Genomic DNA, 21922 nt, shown 5'->3' with positions numbered 1-21922 from the left:
ACACGTCTGCATCTCGGGTCCGGGAGCGCCGAGAGAACACCAGTGGAGCAGACGCTGACCCTCGTCCGCTGGCGGCGCTACGGCAAGGACCGCCTCTACGTGCGGGACGGCCAGGACCAGCAACTCGGGTGGCACGACCTCCTGACCGGTCACACGATGCTGAACCCGGGCGCGAGGGCGCTCGAGGTCGAGCGCGCTGTCGCCCACTGGCGCTCGCAGCACGGCTTCCCCTCGCTCGGAGATCAGCAGCAGGTGCCGCAACCGGTGCAGCCGCGACCTGCTCCTGCTCGATCGACTCCTCCGTCGCCGCCCGGCGAGGACCTCGCGCAACGCCGCGCCGGTGCGGCAGCGCGCGAGCAGGCGGACGCGGAGCGGCGGGCGGCACCGGTGCGCACGCTGGTCGCTCGCGTGCTCGGCGTCCACACCGACGAGCGCGCGTGGCGCATCGGTGCGAAGGGCGAGGAGAAGGTCGCCGCGGAGCTCCAGAAGCTCATCGCCTCGGACCCGCGCTGGTGCGTGCTCCACGCCGTGCCAGTGGGCAACCGCGGCAGTGACATCGACCATGTCGTCGTCGGACCCGGAGGCGTGTTCACGCTGAACGCGAAGCACCACCCCGACGCCACGATCTGGGTCGGTGGCGACAGCCTCCGCGTCAATGGCCGGCCGTACCCGTACGTCCGCAACAGCCGGCACGAGGCGGCCCGGGCCGCTCGCCTCTTGAGCGCCGCGTGTGGCATGCCTGTCCCTGTGCAGGGACTGGTCGTGCCGGTCGGCGCGGCCAAGCTCACGATCCGCGACCAGCCGCGCGATGTCACCGTCGTGCCTCGCTCGCAGGTGGCGCGCTGGCTCCGTGCGCTGCCCGAGCGGCTGTCGCCGCAGGCGGCTCAGCTCGTCTACGAGAAGGCGCGGGATTCGCGCACCTGGACCTCGCGCTCGGGCTGACGTGCGAAGCTGTCGCCGTGCTGGAGCTGGACGAACGAGCCGTACGCGCCTCGGCGATGGAGTGGCTCGAGCGGCGAACGGCGGACGGCACGGCGTGATCAGCTCGGACGAGCTGCGTGACTTCGTGTACCCGGGGGAGCGGCTCCCGATCCTCGACGCGCAGCGCGGCATCCGGAAGCCGGCCGCCCTGAGCGCGGCGCTGTCGATCCGCACGGTCTACCGGCCCGAGGGTGCTGCGCGGCCGTACGAGGACGCTGAGGGAGCGGACGGCCTGATCCGCTACGAGTGGCGCGGCGACGACCCCGAGCACCCGGAGAACCGCGCCCTCCGCTCGGCTATGACGCAAGGTCTGCCCCTCAGCTGGTTCTTCGGTGTGGGCCCGGGCGTCTACAAGCCGATCTTCCCGGTTCATCTCCTGTGGGAGGAGCCGCAGGACCAGCAGTTCGTCCTGAGCGTCGGCGACGATCTCGCGGACCTGCGCCAGTCGGACAGTCCGACGGAGGCGTACCTCCGGCGTACATCACCCGTGAGACGAAACGGCGTGTCCACCAACCCGTCTTCCGCGCGACGGTGATGCGGGCGTACGCGACACGCTGCGCCGTCCGCGCTCTCGCTCATGGGCAGCTGCTCGATGCGGCGCACATCATCGGCGATGCCCACGAGCTCGGAGTCCCGAGCGTCACGAACGGCTTGGCGTTGTGCAAGATCCACCATGCGGCGTTCGAGCGAACATCCTCGGGGTTCGGCCCGACCTAGTGGTGCAGATTCGCAGGGACCTGCTCGAGGAGGTCGACGGTCCCATGCTGCGGCACGGGCTGCAGGAGCGGCACGGGCAGAGGCTGTTGAAGGTGCCCGACTCTCCGCGAGAGCGTCCGGACCGGGAGCGGCTCGAGTTGCGTTACCAGGAGTTCCTCGCGGCAAGCTGAGGAGCTCGCATCGCCGACGAAGGGCTCGGACTACTGCTCGCAGGCGATGCCGTCGTGGTCGCGGTCGCTTCCCGAGTTCGCGTTGTAGAGCGCGGCGCTGACCTTCGGGGCGTACTTCGCATGGCCGCCGTGCCGGCGCTTGTCCGTTGCGCCCGGTCGCGCGACACCGCCGATGTAGACCGTGTGCATCTGTGTGCAGTTCGCGAAATGACGTGCGCCGGAGGCAGCGGCAGGCAGTTCGGCGGCGCTGAGGCCGGCCGCGAAGACTGCTGCCGTGAGAAGAAATGGGACAAGCTTCATCATCACGTCGGGTCCTTGCTCCCGTGCGCGGAGTGACTGACGGACCGAAGGCTAGTGTCCAACTTCGGCAGATGTCCGGCCGATCGCGCGGTTGCTCCAGTCCTCTTCCGGTGGTCTGGTCAGGGGAACGCCGAGGGTGAGCCCCTCGCGGAAGACCCCGGCTGCTCGGTCCTCCGAACGCAGGGCGCCACTAAGGTCGACCCCCAAGGGTCGCCAGTGGCTCCGGCGCCCAGAATCTCGAAGAGCACGAGCGAACGCCTTCTTGCAACGACGTCTCATAGGGTATTCAGGACGGTCTGCGCCACCACTGTCGCACCACCCTCTGGCTCCCTTGCCCACTCGTCACGATCACCGTGCTCGTGCTGCGCTGATCGCGGCTTCTTCTTGGTTGATCCACTGGTGTCGCACCTGCCTGCCGAGCAACCACCACCGTCGAGCCCCCGCGCGGCAACGCCTGACCCATCAGGTCGTGGCCACGTCCTCTGCACCGGGCTCTTCCGCAGCTGCTCGTGTCACTGACGGAACCGCCGCCAAGACCGAGCGGCCATCTCCGAACCGCACCACGATGTCGGCCTTCCGCCGCTGGTCGGCACTCAGGTCCCGGGACCACTGCCTGAGCTTCGCCGGACTGATCCACCACTCTGCCTGCTCCCCTGCCTCGATCGGGACAGGCAGTTGCGGCCCCTGCTTGGCCGTCGGCTGCCTGCCACCACGCTCCCAACCGACGAAGGTCCCGCCGTCGTCGGGAACACGCAGACCGACGAACGTCGGGTGAAACGGACGGAACTCCGGTTGCGCACGACCAGCCACGTACAGTCGCCGTCCGTCATGGGCTCCACGTCAGGGAGGGGTGGCCTTCGTCCTTCACGCCTGTAGCGGAGTACGTCGAGGACCATCGTCGTGGAAGCGGCGGCCGCCCCGACGATGGATGCCACCAGCGTGCTCACATCCACTGCACTGCTCATCCGCGTCTCCTTCTTGCCAGAATCGGAAGTGGAACCACACTCAGTCGCCGTATGCCCCTCCCGCTGCCCGGCTTCCAGTGGGTGGGAGTGCTTCCCTTGCTCGACAAGGCCAGCTGCTCCACCGCTGTGTGAGGCGACTGGTCGAGTCGGGGCGAGCGGGTGAGCACCGGGGGGCTCGAGAATCACAACGTCGTGAGCGTGACGCTGCTCGGGATCGTCACCTCGCCGTACGGACCCGAGTGCGTCACGACGAGCCGGTGCCCCGCCTTCGCGGGCAACCGGAAGACGAGATTGCCAAACATGCCGCTCCGGTAATCCGTGGAACCGCTGTACACGAGCATCTTCGTCACCGCGTCGCGAACCTCCACCCGGTCCAGCGTCCGCAGCACACCTCCGAGGCTGGCTGGCCCGCTGCCCCAGTTCTCCGTGATCGTTACGTGTCGCGCGCGGTCCACCGCCCCCCACAGCTTGACCCGCGGACCGGGGTCGGACCGCCACGAGAAGGATGGCCCGGGGACGCAGCCATAGCGGTTGCAGTCCGCCTGGGTCACCACGACGGGCACGTTGAAGGGCAGCAACGCTCGGATCGTCGTGTCGTCGGTGATGTAGAAGGTGTGGCTCGTGGTGCCGGTGGTCAGGGTGAACACGGAGTACGCCGCGCCCTGGCCGGGCATCGCACGCCCCTCCAAGCCCTGCTTCACCGCGGAGACGTAGGAGAGGTTGCCAGTCTTGTCAGTCGACGGGAGGCTGCCGTGTGCGCGCTGATCGGCAGGAGCGCTCGTGAAGCAGCTTGCCGCCGCGCCCCAGGGTGCTCCGGTCGACTCGCAAACTGGGGTGAAGCCCCGCTTCATGATCGCGAGCGACCCGCGGGAGTCAGTGCCAGGAGGGTTGACGTAGGCACTGCCCGGCTGCGGCACGGTCGTCGGACCCGTCGGCGTGGCCTGGCGGAGCGCACCACCGGCTCCGTCGATCAAGTCCCAGCCACTCGACATGAGGGACTTGCCGCCCACCGGCAGCATGAGGCCGCCGGCGGGACTCAGTCGCCAGTCTGGAATCTGAGCGCCCACGGGGAACTCAGTGGTGCCGTCAGGAGTCGTGGTCCCTCCGTACCACCCGCAGCGCCACTGCACGACGACCGGGTGCGCGAGGTCCGTGGCATCCTGGCCGAGGCAGTGCCCCGAGTCCTTCGCCGCCTGCGTGTAGACCGCAGTGACGGTGTAGACGGCGTGGAAGGCGTCCCAGGGCAGTCCGTCGAACTGGTCCAGCTGGCTGCCGTCCATCCAGCCGTCCCCGATGTAATCGACCATCGGCTGACCGGTCTGCGGACTCACCGGGAACACGCTCGTCACGTCCGCACAGGCCGGAGCCATCTGCGCGAACGGCAGCAGGGCGAGCAGGGGCGTGAGGAGACGGACCCTGGTCCTGGTGATCCTACTCAATTCGGAGATCCTCTCGCGGTGGGCGGCGCGCCGCGTCACGGCGGGCTCTCTCGACGAGGATCGACGAGGCCGGCGATCTCACGACCTCCCTGGCAGGAAACTGCCAGCAGATCCACCACTTGGAGCACGTCGTGCTCTCCAGGTCCCCAGCGCAGGCGGAGCACCCCCACCGTCGTACGCCCGCACGTCGTTCCGTAGGAGCACCTGCCACCCGCGTAGGGCGACAGGGCCGAAGCCGTTTTCCTCGTTGGCGGATGAGGGAACGTGAAGTCGGGATCTTGGACCTGGGGGCGGGCATGGCGAGGTTGCGAGGATCGGCGGCAACGACGGCCGTTATGGTCCTGCTCGCAGCGCTGGGGGTCGTGGCAGGACTGGCACGTACGGCATCGGCCGCTCCCGCGACGATGGGCTACATCGCCATCTGGTCGGCGGACCGCCCGTTCGACGCGCTCGCGCAAGAGAAGCCAGCGCTCCTCGCGTCATCGACCTCGCAGTTCCAGGTCGACGTATCTCAGAGCGCACCCGACCTCACCGCCACCGCTCCTGTCGAGGCAGACGGGGTCGTCGACCGCGTCCGGATGCGGATGCAGCGCAAGGACGGACCGCTCGCGCCCGGAGCGTTATCGCACGTCCAGCGGCTGCCCGAGGATCCGCGCCCGCTGTCGTTCACGCTGAGCGTCGGGGAGTTCGGGTGCTTCCAGAGCGCCGGGATAATCATCATCCGCGAGAGGTCGTTCGACTCCCATGAGAACCCCACGCGGCTGTAGATGCAGTCCCTGACGAACCGCGGCTACGGCCCGATCGTTGGCGAGGTGCATTTCGGCAGACCGGTCGGCACTTCTCCCGTCATCCTGCCCACCGCGATGCCTCCGACGACGAGCAGCCGGGGCACCGGTCCACGTCCGGGCCGGTTCTGGGTGCTCCCCGCAGGTACGCCGGGTAACGCGTCGCCGCCCGTCCAGTCGGTCCGGGTGACCACGGACATGTCGTCCGTCTCCGCTGCGCGGAAGGACTGCACAACGGGCGTCGGCTGCCGGGTGGACGTGCCCTTCGTGCCGGCGACGGTGGCGCGCAGGGAGCGCGCCTCGAGCTGACGACATCAGCAGGGCGTGTGATCGAAACCTCGGGCACTCTCAGGGGCGACCCTGGTGCCATGACCAGGGCTCAGCCAGGGGCTGTCCCTGATGTCCGTGGCAGCGTGCGCGAGCAGTCTGGAGACGTCAGCACGCACGTACTCCTGAAGGGCTCCTCCCATGGGCAGCATCCACGACAGCCTCGCCACCGCCGGCCTCTCGCGCCCCACCTCGGGCCGCATCATCGGAGGCGTCTGCGCCGGCCTCGGCCGCCGCTTCGGCATCGACCCCTGGCCCACGCGCGTGCTGTTCGTGCTCACGATGATCGTGCTGCCGGGCTCACAGATCCTCGTCTATCCGCTTCTCTGGATCCTCATGCCGAGCGACGACTGGCAGCCCAGCACGTACGGCTACAGCGCCTGACGCGTCAACGGCGCGGGACGTCGTGTGACCGGTCCCGCCGGCAAGCGGGAGCGCGCGGAACTCGACGCCACGGCACTACCTCACCGACACGGGCCACCAGCCCGCGAGGGTGGACCAGCCGTCCAAGTAGACGGCGGCCTCGTAGGCACCCTGCTGCGTCGGCACCCACGTGACCGTGCAGACTCCCTGGCTGTCGGTGTAGGACTGCTCCCCCTTGCCGAACAGAGGTACCAGTGGCCCATGAGTCTGGCGCTGTTCGACGCGGCAGCTGCTGTGCCGGATGGGCGCGTGGCTCGCAGGGTCGCGGAACGTGGCGGTAATCACGACGCGGCTCCCGCGCTTGACGGTGACAGGCCTGACGCGTGCGCTCCACGCTGCGGTGGCGAAGACGTTCAAGTACTCGTCCGACAGCAGCAGGCCGTTGTCCGCAGCTGGTGCGTCACCGTTGCCGCTGTAGTGCAGGATCACCGACCCCGTGACGGGGATGAAAACGTGCTTGATCTTGAAGCTGCCGTCGGACTCCACCGGCGCGGACCCGAGTGACCGCGGCGGCGCTGCCAGTACTGTCGCGGTGACCGAACCGCCCGCGGCGAACGGCTCGTAGCAGTGGCCCCAGCAGACGCCCGGCACCGGCGGCACGTTCCTGACGACGAGTCCGGTTAGATCGATGAAGTTGCCAGCACGAGTCTGCCCGGGCTGGTCCGCGTCGCCCCACGGACTCACGTTGTTCCCCGGATCGACAGTCCCGCCGAACACGGCAACCGGGCCTGCACCAGCTTTCGGATGCTCACAGTTCACGTAGAACTGGACTCGCAGCTGCACCAGGTAGACGGGACACGCGTGCTTCGGCAGCGGGTACGCGTCATCCGCCCGGGCAGCGGTCCCGAAGCCTGCGACCGGGACGAGCAGGGTGACGAGGGCGAGCGCTGCAGTGAGGACGCGCCGGACGATCATGACGGCTCCTGGCAAATGAGGTACGGAGGAGGGGCGACGGTCAGTGCCGCCTGGCCTCCTCGGGCGGACGCGGCGTTGCGATGCCTCGAGTGTCGGCAGTCGGACCGCGGCGGACGAGCCGGTGGCAGCGACCGGACAAGGCGTCACCCACGTGGAGCAACGGTCCCTCCCTGCTCGCGCCGAGGAGTTCGATGAGCACGTCCTCGGCCAGGACGTCTGGCACTCGACTGGAGGAGACATGCGCTTCCCCCTCATGGCTGCGCTTCAGGCGCTTGCCGCACGGCCGGAGGTGCCCACCGTGCACGGAGCCGACGCGATCCAGGACCGCTTGACCTCGAGCAGCAGGCGGGCCCGCGAAGAGCTGGCCCTCTATCCGGCCGACTACGGGCAGGGGTTCCTCGACCCGTCGTTCGCCGCCACGATGCTGGAGGAGAGCAGGTGGCTGCTGTCGCACGGGTTCGTCCTCCGTGAGGTCTACGCCCACCGCTTGTGGTCGCAGCCGGCACCGGTGCGCCAGCACCTCCTCGCCGAGTCCGCGGCAGGCGCGGAGCAGCGCCTGGCGCCGGTACCGACGCGGCTGTCCGTCTTGGACAGGCGCCTGGTGATCGTGGCGACGGACCCGGAGAACTGGGCGGACTCGGCTGTCCTCTCCGAGGACCCCGGTGTGGTCGCGCTGGCGATGCGGCTCTTCGAGGACGCGTGGCGCACCTCGCGCTCCATGCAGGAGAAGGAGGACGCCCAGGAGCGGCGTCTCCTCGTACTCCGCGCTCTCGCGGCAGGTGACAGCGACACCGCCATCGCGAGGCGTCTCGACATCTCCGTGCGCACGCTGGCTCGTGTCATCGCCGCCCTGCAGGAGGAGTTGGGAGCGTCGACCCGCTTCCAGCTGGCGATCAGGGCGCAGCAGACCGGCTTGCTCGACGCGGCCTGAGGACTGGGCGCGGCGGGAGGAGGCTGCGCTTCAGTCGCGGCCGTGAGTGCCCTGCTGCGGCAGCACTTTCACTGAGACGGCGGACGAGGTCGCCATCGTGCCGTCGACAGCGACCATCATGCGGAAGCATGGGCAGCCGCTCCCGCGCGTCGTGACCAAGACCCGAACGTCGCCGCCGTTGGTCCGCAAGGGTGGCGCCACGGGGAGCCACGTGCTGCCGAAGGCGCGCTGCACCAGGACCAGGCTCGGACCCTCCGGCAGCGTCGCGGACAGCAGGATGTCGGCCCCGCGCACGACGCTGGCCGGGCCAGTCATGGGGACTTCCGCAGAGCTGAGGCGCGGGCGGCCATCACCGTCCCGACGTGGGGCCGCGGGGGTCGCCGGGAGGTCGATGAGCTTGATCACGTCTTGGCCTCCGCCTCGTGCCGTTCGGTCGCCCATCTGTCCCTGATGGACGTGATCGCGCCAGTCCGCCTGGCAGGGTCATCGAGCCGAGTTCCCCCGCTGCCCAGCCAGCATCGGCTGCATGCGGGAGGGGAGGTACGCCATGGCACAGATCTGCCACGTGGCTGGCACCGTCGGCGTCGTGCGTACATTGCGTCCGTCCTCGAACGCCGAGGTGGACAGCACGAGGAAGCTCATCCGAACGCTAGCCGAGCAAGCAATGGTCCTCTGGCCCTACTTCCGACCCTCCGCCTCGCGCACGCCGCGGATGATCCGCACGACGTCCAGCGGGTTCTTCTTCCGCCACGCGGCGAGCCGCTTCAGGTCCTCCCGCGGGTTCGTACCCCGCCGGCCGTGGTGCCAGCGGAGGGCATCCTCCGCGTACCAGACGTTGGCGACGGGCCGCGCCGTGCGGATCGCGGAGATGGCGCCGATCGGGTCCCAGCCCTGCGCGAGCAGCAGCGCGAAGCCGAGCGACGGCCCGCGGTTGATGCCCATGTGGCAGTGCGCGAGCACGACGGCGTCGCGCCCGCCGCTGGTCACGAAGCGCAGGGCCTCGTCGAACCACGCGGCCGGTACGCGCTGGCCGGCGTCGTCCATGCCGTGGTGGAGGTACGCGATCTGCGGCTGCCGCTCGGCCACGAGCTCGGCGTCGTCCCACTCGAGTCGGCAGTCGACGATGCGGGTGATGCCGAGCGCGGCGATCTCGTCGAGCTGGCGGCCCGCGAGGTGCGGGTCGTACGCGTCCAGGTCCCCGCCGATGGCGAGCGCGGGCGTGACGAAGTGCAGGTTCGCGACCGAGGCGTGCGGGAGCCCTGCGCTGACGTCCACACTGCGACGCTACCCGGACGCCGTACGCTCCGAGCGTCGACGACGACAGGAGCGAGGACGAACATGAGCGTGCTGGACGCCTTCCGACTGGACGGACGCACCGCGGTGGTCACCGGCGGCAACCGGGGGCTGGGACGGGCGTTCGCCACCGCGCTCGGCGAGGCCGGTGCAACCGTCGCGATCCTCGCCCGCGACACCGCGCAGTCGGAGCTGGTGCTGGCCGACCTCGCCGAGCGGGGCATCTCCGCGCACGCCTTCCGGGCCGACGTCTCCCGCCGCGCGGAGGTCGACGCCGTCGTCGAGGAGATCGTCGAGGCGCTCGGCGGGGTCGACGTGCTCGTCAACAACGCCGGCACCTGCGTCCACCGCCCCGCGCTCGAGGTCACCGACGCCGAGTGGCAGGAGGTGATCGACACCAACGTGACCGGTGTCTGGAACTGCTGCCAGGCGTTCGGCCGCCACATGGCCGAGCGCGGCCGCGGGACCATCGTCAACATCGGCTCGATGTCGGGGCTGGTCGTCAACCGGCCGCAGTGGCAGCCGGCGTACAACGCCTCGAAGGCCGCCGTCCACCAGCTCACGAAGTCGCTCGCCGCGGAGTGGGCTCCGCTCGGGATCCGGGTCAATGCGCTCGCCCCCGGCTACGTCAAGACCGAGATGGCGCCGGTCGACGAGCCGCAGTACCGCCAGAACTGGATCGAGGACGCGCCGATGCAGCGCTACTCGACTCCGGAGGAGATCGCGCCCAGCCTGCTCTACCTCGCCAGCGACGCCTCGTCCTTCGCCACCGGCACGGTGCTCGTCACCGACGGCGGCTACACGGTCTTCTGACGCGCTAGAGGTCGATGACGGCGGCCACCCCGCCGCGCCGGTCGTCGCCGACCGCGGTGACCGTGCCGTCGGGGGAGCGGCGCACGGCGTGCACTCCGCCGAAGTACAGGTCCGGCCGCGACCAACGGTTGACGGCGTACGCGCGCAGCGGCTCCTCGGGCAGCCCCGGCTCGACCTGCAGCCGCTCGCCGTCCCAGTGCACCCGCGGCGCGCGTACTGCCTGCTCGAGCTCGGAGCCGCGGTCGAGGAGCCGCGACAGCACGCACGTCATCGTGGAGCGGATGCGCTCGCTGCCGCCGGTACCGAGCGCGGTGACGGTGCCGTCGGGGGCACGGACCACGGTCGGTGCGGTCATCGAGCCGATCCGCGTCCCCGGCGCGAGCGCGTGCAGGCCGTCCGGGTGCAGGTCGAGCTCGCCCATCATGTTGTTGAGCTGCACGCCGGTGCCGGGTACGAACACCCCGGAGCAGCTGCCGAGCGAGGTCGTCATCGCTGCCGCCGTGCCCTCGGCGTCGACGACGCTGATGTGGGTGGTGCCGCGGCGTACCTGCGGTGCCGGCGCCGGCACACCCGACGCGTGCACGAGCGCGGAGGTCAGGCTCTGCGCCCAGTCCGCGGCCGTACCCCCTCCCGATACCCGCTGCAGCGCAGCGAGGACGCGCGAACCGCCCACAGAGGGAGGCGGGTTCGTCAGCACCTCGCCGGCGGCGTGCGTGAAGCGCAGCGGCGCGCGCTCCACCACGGCGTACGACGCGAGGTCCGCGCGCGTCAGCACGCCGCCCCCGGCCGCCGCCGCCTCGACCAGGGCGTCCGAGGCGAGCGAACGCACCTCGCCCGCGGCGACCGAGGAGAGCAGCGCTGCGTACGCCTCGTTGCGCTGGATCTCCCCTTGCTGCAGCAGGTTCCCGCCGGGCCCGTACAGCTCCCGCCCTTCGGCGGACAGCGTCAGCACCTCGCGCAGCAGCACGAGCAGCCCCGCCTGGATGCCGTCGAGCACGCTGCCCTCGAGCCCGAGGCGGCGCGCAGGGGCGACGACGTCGGAGAGCGGCAGCCGGCCCCACCGCGCGTGCGCGGCGATGTAGCCGTCGAGGCAGCCGGGCACCGCCACGGAACCCCACCCCACGTGGAACTCCTGGTCGGCGTCCTCGAAGTGCAGCGTCACCGGCACCATGTGCGGCTCGACCTCGGCGCCCTGCCCCGGGGAGCTGACGAAGAAGTCGAGCACCACCGGCTCGTTGCCGGGCCGGTCGACGAGGAGGAACCCGCCGCCCCCGAGCCCGGTCAGGGTCGGCTCGGAGACGGCGGCGGCGAAGCCGGCCGCGACGACGGCATCGACCGCTGTGCCGCCGGCGCGCAGCACCTCGACCGCGGTGCGCACGGTGTCCGCGTTGCCTGCGGCGACGCCGGCCTGCCTCCTCATGGCAGGCACCGTACGCGGTCAGGCATTGAGCTCCCCGAGGAGCGGCTGCGCCCAGCGCTCCGCCCACTGCTCGTCCCAGGGCCAGCGGCCGTGCCGGTCGGGCCAGACGAGCTGCCAGCCGGTGATGGTGTCGCCGTAGAGGTTCACGGCCGTGTTGAGGTGGGCCGGCGCGTAGGCCATCTCGACGACCTCGAAGTGCATGCCCAGCACGTGCACGCTGCCTCCCGGACGGATCTCGCCGCCCGACACCAGCTCCCGCGCCGCCTCGTTGAGGTACGGCGCGGAGCGCTCGCCCTCGATGCCCGTGATGCACAGCTCGGGGAGCCCGCGTCTCGTGAGCCCGACGGTGTAGGTGAAGGGTGGCCGCTTCCCCTCGCCCTCGACCCCCTGCAACGCCCAGCCGTGCTCGTCGATGAGTCCCTGCATGCTCCGCAGGGCGTCGGCCATCGTGGCGGTCGGGTTGTCGCAGGACCAGCACATCTGGGCTCCTCCAGAGCTCGGCGTCGGGGATGCCCGCACTCAAGCACCCGCCACCGACAGAGCGCCTGGGCTGCTAGGGCGTGGGCAGCACCGGTCCGACCGCGACGAGCTCGCCGATGCCGATGTGGGCGTAGCTCGGCCCGCCCTCGACGTTGAACAGCAGCGTGCCTGGCAGGGCCTTGAGCCCTCGGGCGACCACGCGGTGGTGGCGGTCCCGGTCGTCGACGTAGTGCAGCTGGACGGGCCTGCCGGTCCGCAGCGCCCAGTGGAGGACGCGCACCCCGTCGTTGCCGAGCCGGTCCTGCGCCGGCTCGCTGAGCCGCAGCCCCCCGGCCTGCCGCACGGTGCCGAGACCCGTGCTCGTGCCGGACAGGCTGCGCGCCGCAGCGGCCGCCGCTTCGAGCCCGTGCACGGCTGACTCGAGCCCCTCCGACGCCGGAGGCAGGACCAGTGCAAGGCTGCCCGTCCTCGCCGTCGTCGCCGACCGGCGCACGGCGGCTCGCTCGATGACGATGGCCCCCGACGTGTCCTCCAGCACCGGCGCGTACCCCGCGGCGCGGAGGGCGTCGAGCGTCGCCTCCGGCGGCTTCGCACCGGCGAGGACGGTGGGCGCCAGCGCACGCAGCCCCAGCCCGGCGAGCGCGCGGGTGCGCACGACCTCGGCCAGCAGCGCGGCGTCCTGCCCGACGACGCAGCACGCCACCGGGACCACATGGACAGCGCCGTGGCGCCGCGCCACGTCGTGCACGAGGTAGGTCAGCGGCTGCGGCAGCGGCAGCTTCGCGGCGACGCGCTCGAGGTCGGCGACGATGCCCTCCGCGGTCGCGCCGGCGTCGAAGGCACGGCGTACGGACCCGGCCGAGAACCGCCAGACGGTCGCCGCGCCGCGGGACTCGACGTCGGCGAGCGAGCCGAGCAGCGCCGAGAGCCCTGCCGGCGGGCTCCCGGCGACGAGCGCCGTGAGATCGGCCTGGAACGTCGCAACCGTGCCCGCGGACGGCACGAGCGCGCGCGCAGCGGCGAGCAGGTCGTCGACCGAGCCCTCGACGAGCGCGCGGGCCGCGGGTCCGGCGGCGTCGAGCGCGACGACGCCTAGCCGCTCCGCCTCCTCCGCTACCGACGCCGCATGGTCGGCGAGCTCGTCGGGGAAGGCCAGCGGGCGCTGGAACGCCCGCCACGCCGTCAGCGGCTCCCACGGCACCGCACCGCCGAGGGCCACCAGGGTCCGGATCAGGTCGTGGCGCAGCAAGCGTTCCGGAGTCGCCGCCACCTGCGTACGCGGCGGTGCCGTGAGCACCGAGCCGCGCGCCTCCCTGCCGACGGGGCGGCCGGGGGTCGACGCCATCCCCCACCAGGCTGCGAGCAGCACGGCGTAGCGCTGCTCGGGTGCAGCCGCGCTCCACTCGTCGTAGGCCGGCGTCACCAGGACCGAGTCGCCGGTCCCGTCGGCGAGCCCGGCCTCGCCCGCGACCTGCAGCGCGAACGCGATCTCCTGCTCGCCCCGGCCGATCTCCTTGGCCAGGCGACGGACCTCGCGGACGCCAAGCCCGCCCGTCTTCAGCGCGGGCGGCGGGGCCGAAGCGACCGCTTCGAGGACGGCGCGGCAGGTGTCGAGGCATGCCGCCGCCGCCCCCGCACATGCCCTCTCCACGGCGGTCACCTCAACCGCGACGGGGACAGGCGCGGGCGGCGCCGGCCTCAGGGGCACCGTCTCGGGTGTCCCCATCGCGCGGGCGATCGCGAGGTGGATGTCGCGTGGCAGGACCGCCTGCCCGTAGTCCACCCGGTGCAGGACGCCCATCTGCAGCAGCCATGCACCGGGACGGTCAGTCCTCGCGTACCTCGAGCTGCGGTGGCCGGCGATGTAGTCGGGGTAGTCAAGCTCGGTGAGCGGCTCCACGAGCAGCCGACTGAAGAGCTCGACCGTGCCGGGTGGTCCGCCGCTCAGCACCGCCGCGGTGGTGTCCGGGTCGCGGAGCCGGTGAAGCAGGCGCTGGAGCAGGACCGCGCGCCGCCCATCGGGGGAGATGCCGTGAGCCGACAGGTAGTCCCTCAGCTCGGCGACCGTGTAGCCCTCGAGGACCTCCTCGAGTGCCGGACCGAGCCCCAGGGCGTCGGGGAACAGCCGTCTGAACCCCCTGCTGCTGCGCCACTCCTCGCCGTCGCGCCAGACCAGGCCGCGACGCGCCAGCTCCTCGAGCGCCGCCCGTGCCGTCCCGGCCGGCTCGGGGACGAGCGACTCGAGGTCGGCGGTCGTGAAGCCGTCGCCCAGCGCTGCCGCTGCCTGCGCTATCGCGAAGCCGTGCCCGTCGACGAGGCTCAGCGCGCGCATCCCCGACATCCCGCTCTCCAGCCGGGCCGCGAGATCGCCCAGCGTCTCCGGTCTCGGCTCCGCGAGCGCGTCCGCGCGCAGCGACAGCAGGTCCGCGAGCGCGTCGGGGGAGAGGGAGGCGAGGTGCTCGGCGAGGGTCCGCACCCGCGCCAGGCTAGTGCGCTGGTGTGACGACGATCGCGTCGTCCACAGCGTCGCGCTGCCGCTCTCCGGCGCGGCCCAGCAGCACCCCCACGACGACTGCGGCCACGGCCACCACGCCCGCTCCTGTGAGCAGCGTGGCGCCCAGCCCGTCCACGAACGCCGTACGCGCCGCCTCCGCCACCCGCCCGCCCACCTGGGACGCCACCCCCGCCGACTCCCGCGCCGCGGCGGGCAGGCCCTGCGGGAGGTTGGACCGGTACGTCGAGGTGAGCACACTGCCGAGGATCGCGATGCCCAGCGCTCCGCCGAGCTCGCGGGACAGGTCGTTGACCGCCGACGCGACGCCCTGCTGCTCGTCGGGCAGCGCTGCGGTGATGGCCGTCGTCGCCGGGGTCATCGCGAGTCCCATGCCGATGCCGAGCGGGACGAGGAACGCGGCGACCCACGCGTACGACGTCCCGGCGTCCACCCGCGAGAGCAGGCCGAGCGCGACGGCCGCGAGCCCCAGGCCGGTCACGCAGACGACACCCGGACCGCGAAGACCCACGAGTCGCGGCGCCAGCCGCGCCGCCGGCATCAGCCCCACCGCGAGCGGCAGCATCGAGAGGGCCGCGACGAGCGCGCTGTCGTGCCGCACGATCTGCAGGTACTGCAGGAACACGAACGCGAACCCGAAGAACGCCAGGAACTGCACGCACACCGACAGCGTCCCCGCGGCGAAGGCGGGACGCGCGAAGAGCCGCGGGTCCAGCATTGGGCGCGCCATCCGCAGCTCCCACACGAGGAACCCGGCGAGCACGAGGATCCCGACCGCGAGCCCCGTGAGCGTCGAGCCCGAGCCCCAGCCGTTCGTCGGCGCCTCGATGAGCGCCCACACGAGCACGCCGAGACCGGCGACCGAGAGCAGCGTCCCTACGAGGTCTGCCGGTGGCGCAGCGGGATCTGCCGACTCGGGAACGATGCGCAGCGTACCGACCAGCGCGAGCAGGGCGAGGACGACGTTGAGCCCGAAGACCGAGCGCCACGAGAACCACTCCAGCAGCAGCCCCGACGTCAGCAGGCCGAGGACTGCCGACGCACCAGCCACTCCTGTCCACGCCGCCACGCCCTGCGCGCGTCGCTCCTCGGGGAACGTGCTCGTGATCGTCGACAGCGTCGCCGGCATGATGAGCGCGGCCGCGAGGCCGAGGACCGCCCGCAGCGCAACGAGTTCCGCGAACCCGCCAGCGGTCATGGCGACGAGCGCGGTGAGGCCGTACACCGACAGCCCGACGGCGAGCACCCGCCGCCGGCCGAAGCGGTCGCCGAGCGCTCCGCCGGGCAGCAGGAGTGCCGCGAACACCAGGGAGTACGCGTCCACCACCCACGCGAGGTCGCTGGACGTGCCGTGCAGGTCGCGGGCGAGGCTCGGGATCGCGACGTTGAGCGAGGTCACCGCGGAGACGACCGTCGCCAGCGCGAGGCAGACGACGGCGAGGACAGGTCTGGTGGGGCGCATCGGATCCTCGATCCACGAGAGGAGCAGGTGCGACTACCGTGGGCGCCCGTGGAGACCAATGCAACGGCGTTGAATTCCGTACGCGCCCGCCGCGGCCGGCGCCCCGGGCCGTCCGACACCCGCGAGCGGCTGCTCGCGGCGGCCCGTACGGAGTTCGCCGAGCACGGCTACCAGCGGGCGACCATGCGCGCGGTCGCGGCGGCCGCGGGCGTCGACGTCAAGCTCGTCGCGCACTACTTCGGCAGCAAGAAGGGGCTGTTCGGGGCCGCCATGGAGCTGCCGGTGAACCCCGCCGCGATCCTCGGTGCCCTGCTCGAGGGCGACGTGCGCCTGCTCCCGGAGCGCATCGTGGCCAGCGTGCTGCAGGTCTGGGACGACCCGGTGGACGGCCCGCTGCTGCGGACCCTGATGCTCAGCGCCCTGCACGACGAGGCGATGGCGACGGCGTTGCGCGAGTACATCGAGCGCGAGGTGTTCGACCGGCTCGCCGAGCGGCTGCCCGGGCCGCACGCCCGCGCCCGTGCCGCAGCGGGCATGGCGCAGATCGCGGGGCTGATCTTCGCGCGCTACCTCCTGCAGGTCGGCCCCGTCGCCGCGATGCCCGCGGGCGAGCTCGCCGCGCAGGTGGTCCCCGCGCTGCGGACGGCGCTCGGCCTCGACCCGCGGCGCCGGCCCGGCCGTTGAATTCGGCACCCAACGTTGTGGTGCTGGTTCGGGGCTATGACGCGAACCAGCACCACAACGTTGGGGAGCGCGCGGAGCGGGGTAGCCCAAGATCATGACCGACAAGGCGTCGTCGCAGCAGGACCTGCCGCAGCACGGGCTGGCGCCCTCGTCCCACGCCGCCGTCCAGGTCGTCACCTCGGCCGTCATCGGGACCGCCGTGGCCCTCGCCGTGGGGCTGACGACGCCGGTTCCCGCTGCGTACGCCGCGATGCTCGGCTGGGTCGTCACCCTCGTCGTCTACCTGGCCTGGGTGTGGCGGGCGAGCTGGCACCTCGACCCCGAGGGCACTGCGGCCGCGGCCGTGCGCGAGGACCCGACACGCAGGGCGGCCGACCTGCTCCTCCTCCTCGCGGCGGTGCTCAGCCTCGGGGCCGTCGCGTACGCCCTCGGGCAGGCCGGCCAGGCCAAGGGGCTGGAGGAGCTGGGCCTCGCGGCGATCGGGGTCGCGACCGTCGCCAGCTCGTGGTTCCTCGTGCACACGGTCTACACGCTGAAGTACGCGCAGGAGTACTACAGCGGCGAGGACGGCGGCATCTCGTTCAACTCCGACGCGCAGCCCGTGTGGAGCGACTTCGCCTACGTCGCGCTGACCATCGGCATGACGTTCCAGGTCTCGGACACCGACTTCCAGACCTCCGCCCTGCGCCGCCTCGCGATCCGGCACATGCTGCTCTCGTTCCTGTTCGGCGCGGTCATCCTCGCCACGACCATCAACCTGCTGGCGGGGCTGAGCAAGTAGCGGTCCTGGCGCGGCGAGCCCCCTCGCGCACCCGACGTCGTGGGGCTGGTTCGGGGCTATGGCGCGAATCAGCCCCACAACGTTGGGGAGGGCGCCGAGGGGGATGCCCTGCTCAATCGATGCAGCAAGGACGCTAGTGCGAGCCGGAGCCGCCGTCAACAGCGGTCACAAGCTGACCCACCCGATCAGGTCACGGTTCGATAACGGTACTTGACGGCGCTTTCGCCGCAGCGCACAGTCTGCTCAATCGTTACAGCGAGCCGGTCGACCGGCCCGACGAAGGGCACTCCATGGCACAGGCGCCGATCTCCCGGCGGGTGACGCTGCGCGACATCGCGGAGCGCGCCGGGGTGTCCGTCAGCGCCGTCTCGATGGCCCTGTCGGACCACGCCCGCATCGGCGAGCAGACCAAGCGCGAGATCCGCGCGGTCGCCCAGGAGCTCGGCTACGTCACCAACTCCGCCGCCCGCGCCCTGCGGGCCCAGCGGACCGGCACCCTCGCCCTCGTCGTGCCCAACACCGGCCAGCACGTCTTCAACCACCCGTACTTCATGCACCTGCTCGACGGAGTCAACGAGGTCGTCAACGAGGTCGACGGCACGCTGCTCATCTCCACCAACCCCGACGAGCGGCACGGAGTGGCGGCGTACGAGCGGATCCTGCGCTCGCGCGCCGCCGACGGCGCCATCATCGCCTCGGCCGCCGCCGACGACCCGGGCGTGCTGCGGCTGCTGGACTCCGGCGTCCCGGTCGTGCTCGTCGGGCACTACCCGCGGATCCCCGACGCCGTGGCCATCGGCGTCGCCGACGTCGACGGGGGCCGCGCGGCGACCGACCACCTCGTCGGCCACGGCGCCACCCGCATCGCCACCATCACCGGCCCGCACAACCACCAGACGTCCATCGACCGGCTCGAGGGCTTCACCCGCAGCCTGCACGCCGCCGGCCTCGAGCCGGTCGGGATCGCCGAGGGCGACTTCGGCGAGGAGTCGGGGCGCGCCGCCACCGCCGCGCTGCTCGACGAACACTCTGACATGCAGGCGATCTTCGTCGCCAACGACGAGATGGCGTACGGCGCGCTGCTCGAGCTCCGCGCCCGCGGGCTCGACGTGCCGGGCGACGTGCGGCTCGTCGGCTACGACGACTTCGGCGTCTCCCGCCTCACCACCCCTGCCCTCAGCACCGTCACCGTCCCCGCGGTCGACGTCGGGCGTCGCGCCGCCCGACGGCTCCTCGACCTCATCGACCGCAACGTCCCGGAGCCGCGTACGGAGACCCTGCCGGTCTCGCTCACCACCCGCGCGTCCTGCGGCTGCTGACGCAGGAACCCCCCCTCGCGCCCGGCCAGCGGTCGGGCGCACAGCCGCCCCATGCCTGCACGTCCACGGTCCGTCAAGGAGGACACCATGTCGTACGCCCCCCGCCGCGCGCTGCCCAGCGCGGCGATCGCCCTGAGCCTCACCGCCCTCGCGGCGTGCGGCTCGTCCAGCTCGTCGAGCACGCCCGCGTCGGACAACGGCAAGGTCGTGAAGCTGCAGATGCTCACCGGCTTCACGGGTCCGGACCGCCCGTCCTACCAGGCGCTCGTCGACAACTGGAACTCCGCGCACCCCAACATCCAGGTGACCATGGACGTCCAGCCCTGGGCCGCGATCGGGCAGAAGCTGCCGCAGTCGTGGGCCACCGGCCAGGGCCCGGACCTCGCGACCCCGAGCTTCGACCCGAACGCGATCTTCCAGTACATCAAGACCAACTCGGTCGAGCCGCTCGACTCCGCTGTCGGCACCGGGGACGCCAAGGTCGAGGTCAGCACGTTCCCGAAGACCGTCACCTCGGCGTTCACGGTCGACGGCAAGCTGTACGCCGTCCCCGCCAACCTCGCGACACTCGTCCTCTACTACAACAAGGCCCTGCTGCAGAAGGCCGGCGTCACGGCCCCGCCGGCGACGGTCGACGAGCTCGTCACCGACGCCAAGAAGCTCACGCTGCCGGCCGGGTCGAGCACGCCGACGCAGTACGGCATCTCCCTCGCCGACCACGAGACCATCCAGATGTGGCCGATCCTGCAGTGGCTCGGCGGCGGCGACATCGTCGACGCGAAGGGCTGCGCGACGATCGACAGCCCGCAGAGCGTCGCGGCCCTCAAGACCTGGGCCGACCTCGTGCAGAAGGACCACGTCAGCCCGGTGGGCCAGACGGGTGCCGACGCCGACACGCTGTTCTCCTCGAAGAAGGCGGCGTTCGAGATCAACGGCCCCTGGGCGGCAGCCGGCTACCGCAAGGCCGGCATCGACCTCGGGATCGCTCCCGTGCCCTCGGGCAGCGCCGGCCCGGTCACCCTCGCCTCCACCGTTCCGCTCATGGTCGCGAAGTCCAGCAAGCACAAGGCGGAGGCGGAGCAGTTCCTCGCCTACTGGACGGGCAAGACCGCGCAGCTCGCGTTCTCGAAGGGCGGCTTCCCGCCGGTCCGTACGGATCTGGCGAGCCAGGTGACCGGTGACGCCAAGGAGTTCGCCGCTGCCCTGCCGAACGCCCGGCTCTACCTCGCCGGCCTGCCCACCGGGTCGAAGGTCGACAGTGACGTCTACGTCCCGCTGATCGGCAAGATCACCCGCGGCTCCGACGTGGCCGGGGCAGCATCGGCTGCAGCCAAGCAGATCAACGGCATCACCGGCTGCAAGGCCTGAGCCACCTCACGAGCACGACGGGAGCAGGAACGAGATGACCGCGTTGACGACGGGGACGTCGCCGGGCCCACGGGCCCGGAGACGCCTCCGCTGGAACCCCGCCTACGCCTTCGTCGCCCCGAGCGTCGTGCTCATCGCCGTTTTCATCGTCGAGCCCATCGTCCAGTCCGGGTGGATGAGCCTGCACGACTGGTCGATGGGCGAGGCGTCGCACCGCATGCGCGGGTTCGGCAACTACGCCGACCTGCTGCACGACAGCCGCTTCTGGAACGCGCTCAAGGTCACCTGCCTCTACACCGCAGGGACCGCGGCGGGGCAGGTGGCCCTCGGGCTGCTGCTGGCCGAGGCGCTCCGGCGCACGACGTGGTTCAGCTCGGTGCTGCGGACGGCGTTCTTCTTCCCGTTCATCGCCTCCATGGCAGTCGTCGGCATCGTGTGGCGGTTCCTGCTCGACCCCCAGGTCGGCCTCGTCGACGCGTGGTCCGGCCACCTGGGGCTCGGGCACCCGAACTGGCTGCAGTCCACATCGCTCGCGCTTCCCACGATGATCGGGGTCGGCATCTGGAAGGGCTTCGGCTTCACCATGATCGTGCTGCTCGCGGCGATCCAGGCGATCCCGACCTACCTGTACGAGGCCGCGCGGCTCGACGGCGCCGGCAGGGTGGCGCAGTTCCGCCACGTCACCCTGCCGACGCTGCGCCCCTCGGTGCTCTTCGTCACGGTCATCGCGACGATCCAGGGGCTGCAGCTGTTCGACCTGTCCTACGTCATGACCGGCGGCGGACCGGTGTTCCACACCGAGTCGGTCGTGCAGTACCTCTACCAGCGCGGGTTCGTCGACTTCTCCCTGGGCTACGCGAGCGCCATCGCCTGGGTGCTGTTCGTCGTGATCCTCGCGGTCGCCCTCGTCCAGCTCCGCGTCCTGAGGTACCGCGATGTTGACTGAGACCGCCCCCGGCACCCGCAGCACCAGGGCGGCATCACCGGGTCGGCCGGCGCCTCGCGCCACCCGGCTGCTCGCCCGCACCGGATCCCTCATGGCCGCAGTGGTCCTCGCGGGCGCCGCGCTCGCGACGATCCTGCCGTTCCTCTGGATGCTGGGCGTCGCGCTCCGCCCGGCCTCCGACCTCTACGCCCACCCCGCCTCGATCCTGCCGGGTCACTGGTCGCTGGACGGCTTCCGCGCCGTCGTCGACCAGCTGCCCTTCGGCCGGCTCGTGCTCAACACCTTCGTCTTCGCCGGCGGCACCTGCGTGCTGCTGCTGTTCTTCGACTCGCTCACGGCGTACGCGCTGGCGCGGCTGGAGTTCCGCGGCAAGAACGCGCTGTTCGTGCTCATCCTCGCCACCCTCATGGTGCCGTTCCAGGTGACGCTGATCCCGGTGTTCCTCACGCTGTTCCACCTGGGCTGGCTCAACACCGAGCACGGGCTCATCCTCCCGCGCGCCACCAGCGCGCTCGGCATCTTCATGCTGCGCCAGTTCTTCGTCCAGCTTCCCAAGGAGCTCGACGAGGCCGCGCGCATCGACGGCGCGGGCCCGTGGACGATCTACTGGCGGATCATCCTCCCGCTGTCCAAGCCCGCACTGGCCTCGCTGTTCGTCATCCAGTTCGCCGCCCTGTGGAACGACTTCCTCTGGCCCCTGGTCGTCACCAGCGACCCGTCCAAGCGCACGCTGCCCGCCGCGCTGACGATGTTCTCCAGCTCGGACGGGGTCGACCACGCCGCGCTCATGGCCGGCGCCGCCATCTCGCTCAGCCCGCTGGCGCTGGCCTTCCTGCTCGCGCAGCGCTTCTTCGTCCAGGGCGTCGCCGCCTCGGGGCTCAAGTGACACCC

22 protein-coding genes are annotated in these 21922 nt (G+C 71.4%); 13 read left to right on the top strand and 9 right to left on the bottom strand.

Annotated features, from left to right (window positions below; translation table 11 throughout):
• The first annotated feature begins 42 nt into the window (after window positions 1–42).
• From EV189_RS11370 to EV189_RS21140, 3 genes are all read left to right on the top strand, one after another.
• Window positions 43–942 carry a nuclease-related domain-containing protein gene (locus EV189_RS11370; RefSeq protein ID WP_231116296.1) on the top strand — a complete coding sequence of 300 codons (900 nt, stop codon included), beginning with the start codon at window positions 43–45 and terminating at the stop codon, window positions 940–942.
• Window positions 943–1036: 94 nt separating this feature from the next.
• Window positions 1037–1516 (top strand): hypothetical protein, encoded by a 480-nt coding sequence (locus tag EV189_RS20680; protein ID WP_231116295.1) that lies wholly within the window; start codon window positions 1037–1039, stop codon window positions 1514–1516.
• The gene (locus EV189_RS21140; protein WP_407938137.1) at window positions 1516–1698 is read left to right on the top strand and encodes an HNH endonuclease; all 183 of its coding nucleotides are present in this window, start codon (window positions 1516–1518) and stop codon (window positions 1696–1698) included. Before EV189_RS20680 ends, EV189_RS21140 begins: the two co-directional genes overlap by 1 nt.
• 200 nt (window positions 1699–1898) lie before the next feature.
• On the opposite strand, the gene EV189_RS11360 is transcribed toward EV189_RS21140, so the two are convergent.
• Both EV189_RS11360 and EV189_RS11355 read right to left on the bottom strand, forming a co-directional pair.
• Window positions 1899–2171, bottom strand: a complete 273-nt coding sequence (locus EV189_RS11360; RefSeq protein ID WP_231116420.1) for an excalibur calcium-binding domain-containing protein — start codon at window positions 2169–2171, stop codon at window positions 1899–1901.
• A 1144-nt stretch (window positions 2172–3315) separates the two neighbouring features.
• Window positions 3316–4611 (bottom strand): hypothetical protein, encoded by a 1296-nt coding sequence (locus EV189_RS11355; protein ID WP_130493101.1) that lies wholly within the window; start codon window positions 4609–4611, stop codon window positions 3316–3318.
• 296 nt (window positions 4612–4907) lie between these two features.
• On the opposite strand from EV189_RS11355, the gene EV189_RS11350 reads away from it, so the two are divergent.
• On the top strand, window positions 4908–5339 hold the full coding sequence (locus tag EV189_RS11350; protein ID WP_130493100.1) for a hypothetical protein: 432 nt from the start codon (window positions 4908–4910) through the stop codon (window positions 5337–5339).
• Window positions 5340–5825: 486 nt separating this feature from the next.
• The gene (locus EV189_RS11345; protein WP_130493099.1) at window positions 5826–6068 is read left to right on the top strand and encodes a PspC domain-containing protein; all 243 of its coding nucleotides are present in this window, start codon (window positions 5826–5828) and stop codon (window positions 6066–6068) included.
• A gap of 75 nt (window positions 6069–6143) precedes the next feature.
• On the opposite strand, the gene EV189_RS11340 is transcribed toward EV189_RS11345, so the two are convergent.
• Window positions 6144–7022, bottom strand: coding sequence for a hypothetical protein (locus EV189_RS11340; protein ID WP_130493098.1), 879 nt, complete (start codon window positions 7020–7022; stop codon window positions 6144–6146).
• 238 nt (window positions 7023–7260) lie between these two features.
• On the opposite strand from EV189_RS11340, the gene EV189_RS11335 reads away from it, so the two are divergent.
• Window positions 7261–7953, top strand: coding sequence for a helix-turn-helix transcriptional regulator (locus EV189_RS11335; protein WP_130493097.1), 693 nt, complete (start codon window positions 7261–7263; stop codon window positions 7951–7953).
• 30 nt (window positions 7954–7983) lie between these two features.
• On the opposite strand, the gene EV189_RS11330 is transcribed toward EV189_RS11335, so the two are convergent.
• Entirely contained in the window at window positions 7984–8358 is a 375-nt protein-coding gene (locus EV189_RS11330; protein WP_130493096.1) for a hypothetical protein, read from the bottom strand.
• A 273-nt stretch (window positions 8359–8631) separates the two neighbouring features.
• Entirely contained in the window at window positions 8632–9228 is a 597-nt protein-coding gene (locus tag EV189_RS11325; RefSeq protein ID WP_130493095.1) for a dual specificity protein phosphatase family protein, read from the bottom strand.
• 63 nt (window positions 9229–9291) lie between these two features.
• On the opposite strand from EV189_RS11325, the gene EV189_RS11320 reads away from it, so the two are divergent.
• A complete protein-coding gene (locus tag EV189_RS11320; protein WP_130493094.1) occupies window positions 9292–10059 on the top strand; it encodes an SDR family NAD(P)-dependent oxidoreductase in 768 nt (255 codons plus the stop codon).
• A 4-nt stretch (window positions 10060–10063) separates the two neighbouring features.
• Here EV189_RS11320 and EV189_RS11315 read toward each other — a convergent pair whose 3' ends face one another.
• From EV189_RS11315 to EV189_RS11300, 4 genes are all read right to left on the bottom strand, one after another.
• A complete protein-coding gene (locus EV189_RS11315; RefSeq protein WP_130493093.1) occupies window positions 10064–11479 on the bottom strand; it encodes a gamma-glutamyltransferase in 1416 nt (471 codons plus the stop codon).
• Between the two features lie 18 nt (window positions 11480–11497).
• Complete coding sequence (locus EV189_RS11310) at window positions 11498–11959, bottom strand: DUF4262 domain-containing protein (RefSeq protein WP_130493092.1); 462 nt, start codon at window positions 11957–11959, stop codon at window positions 11498–11500.
• 73 nt (window positions 11960–12032) lie between these two features.
• Complete coding sequence (locus tag EV189_RS11305; protein WP_130493091.1) at window positions 12033–14435, bottom strand: helicase-associated domain-containing protein; 2403 nt, start codon at window positions 14433–14435, stop codon at window positions 12033–12035.
• 10 nt (window positions 14436–14445) lie between these two features.
• The gene (locus tag EV189_RS11300) at window positions 14446–15933 is read right to left on the bottom strand and encodes an MFS transporter (RefSeq protein ID WP_130493090.1); all 1488 of its coding nucleotides are present in this window, start codon (window positions 15931–15933) and stop codon (window positions 14446–14448) included.
• A 48-nt stretch (window positions 15934–15981) separates the two neighbouring features.
• Here EV189_RS11300 and EV189_RS11295 point away from each other — a divergent pair, with 48 nt between their 5' ends.
• The 6 genes from EV189_RS11295 (at window position 15982) to EV189_RS11270 (ending at window position 21917) form a co-directional block, all read left to right on the top strand.
• Window positions 15982–16617 (top strand): TetR/AcrR family transcriptional regulator, encoded by a 636-nt coding sequence (locus EV189_RS11295; RefSeq protein ID WP_231116294.1) that lies wholly within the window; start codon window positions 15982–15984, stop codon window positions 16615–16617.
• Between the two features lie 94 nt (window positions 16618–16711).
• The gene (locus EV189_RS11290; RefSeq protein WP_130493089.1) at window positions 16712–17398 is read left to right on the top strand and encodes a DUF1345 domain-containing protein; all 687 of its coding nucleotides are present in this window, start codon (window positions 16712–16714) and stop codon (window positions 17396–17398) included.
• A 290-nt stretch (window positions 17399–17688) separates the two neighbouring features.
• On the top strand, window positions 17689–18717 hold the full coding sequence (locus EV189_RS11285; protein ID WP_130493088.1) for a LacI family DNA-binding transcriptional regulator: 1029 nt from the start codon (window positions 17689–17691) through the stop codon (window positions 18715–18717).
• A gap of 87 nt (window positions 18718–18804) precedes the next feature.
• Complete coding sequence (locus tag EV189_RS11280; RefSeq protein WP_130493087.1) at window positions 18805–20085, top strand: ABC transporter substrate-binding protein; 1281 nt, start codon at window positions 18805–18807, stop codon at window positions 20083–20085.
• Window positions 20086–20119: 34 nt separating this feature from the next.
• Window positions 20120–21031, top strand: a complete 912-nt coding sequence (locus EV189_RS11275) for a carbohydrate ABC transporter permease (RefSeq protein WP_130493086.1) — start codon at window positions 20120–20122, stop codon at window positions 21029–21031.
• Window positions 21032–21122: 91 nt separating this feature from the next.
• Window positions 21123–21917 (top strand): carbohydrate ABC transporter permease, encoded by a 795-nt coding sequence (locus EV189_RS11270; RefSeq protein WP_165400264.1) that lies wholly within the window; start codon window positions 21123–21125, stop codon window positions 21915–21917.
• Window positions 21918–21922 lie beyond the last annotated feature (5 nt).

The organism is Motilibacter rhizosphaerae (assembly GCF_004216915.1).
GTDB lineage: Bacteria > Actinomycetota > Actinomycetes > Motilibacterales > Motilibacteraceae > Motilibacter > Motilibacter rhizosphaerae.
This window is presented reverse-complemented; position numbering and strand designations above follow the sequence as displayed.

Coding starts and splice junctions, on each gene's coding strand:
- EV189_RS21140 (WP_407938137.1), top strand. CDS start 1,516: ATGCGGGCGTACGCGACACGCTGCGCCGTCCGCGCTCTCGCTCATGGG.
- EV189_RS11315 (WP_130493093.1), bottom strand. CDS start 11,479: ATGAGGAGGCAGGCCGGCGTCGCCGCAGGCAACGCGGACACCGTGCGC.
- EV189_RS11345 (WP_130493099.1), top strand. CDS start 5,826: ATGGGCAGCATCCACGACAGCCTCGCCACCGCCGGCCTCTCGCGCCCC.
- EV189_RS11270 (WP_165400264.1), top strand. CDS start 21,123: ATGGCCGCAGTGGTCCTCGCGGGCGCCGCGCTCGCGACGATCCTGCCG.
- EV189_RS11320 (WP_130493094.1), top strand. CDS start 9,292: ATGAGCGTGCTGGACGCCTTCCGACTGGACGGACGCACCGCGGTGGTC.
- EV189_RS11275 (WP_130493086.1), top strand. CDS start 20,120: ATGACCGCGTTGACGACGGGGACGTCGCCGGGCCCACGGGCCCGGAGA.
- EV189_RS11340 (WP_130493098.1), bottom strand. CDS start 7,022: ATGATCGTCCGGCGCGTCCTCACTGCAGCGCTCGCCCTCGTCACCCTG.
- EV189_RS11300 (WP_130493090.1), bottom strand. CDS start 15,933: ATGCGCCCCACCAGACCTGTCCTCGCCGTCGTCTGCCTCGCGCTGGCG.
- EV189_RS11360 (WP_231116420.1), bottom strand. CDS start 2,171: ATGATGAAGCTTGTCCCATTTCTTCTCACGGCAGCAGTCTTCGCGGCC.
- EV189_RS11280 (WP_130493087.1), top strand. CDS start 18,805: ATGTCGTACGCCCCCCGCCGCGCGCTGCCCAGCGCGGCGATCGCCCTG.
- EV189_RS11350 (WP_130493100.1), top strand. CDS start 4,908: ATGGTCCTGCTCGCAGCGCTGGGGGTCGTGGCAGGACTGGCACGTACG.
- EV189_RS11285 (WP_130493088.1), top strand. CDS start 17,689: ATGGCACAGGCGCCGATCTCCCGGCGGGTGACGCTGCGCGACATCGCG.
- EV189_RS11335 (WP_130493097.1), top strand. CDS start 7,261: ATGCGCTTCCCCCTCATGGCTGCGCTTCAGGCGCTTGCCGCACGGCCG.
- EV189_RS11290 (WP_130493089.1), top strand. CDS start 16,712: ATGACCGACAAGGCGTCGTCGCAGCAGGACCTGCCGCAGCACGGGCTG.
- EV189_RS11310 (WP_130493092.1), bottom strand. CDS start 11,959: ATGTGCTGGTCCTGCGACAACCCGACCGCCACGATGGCCGACGCCCTG.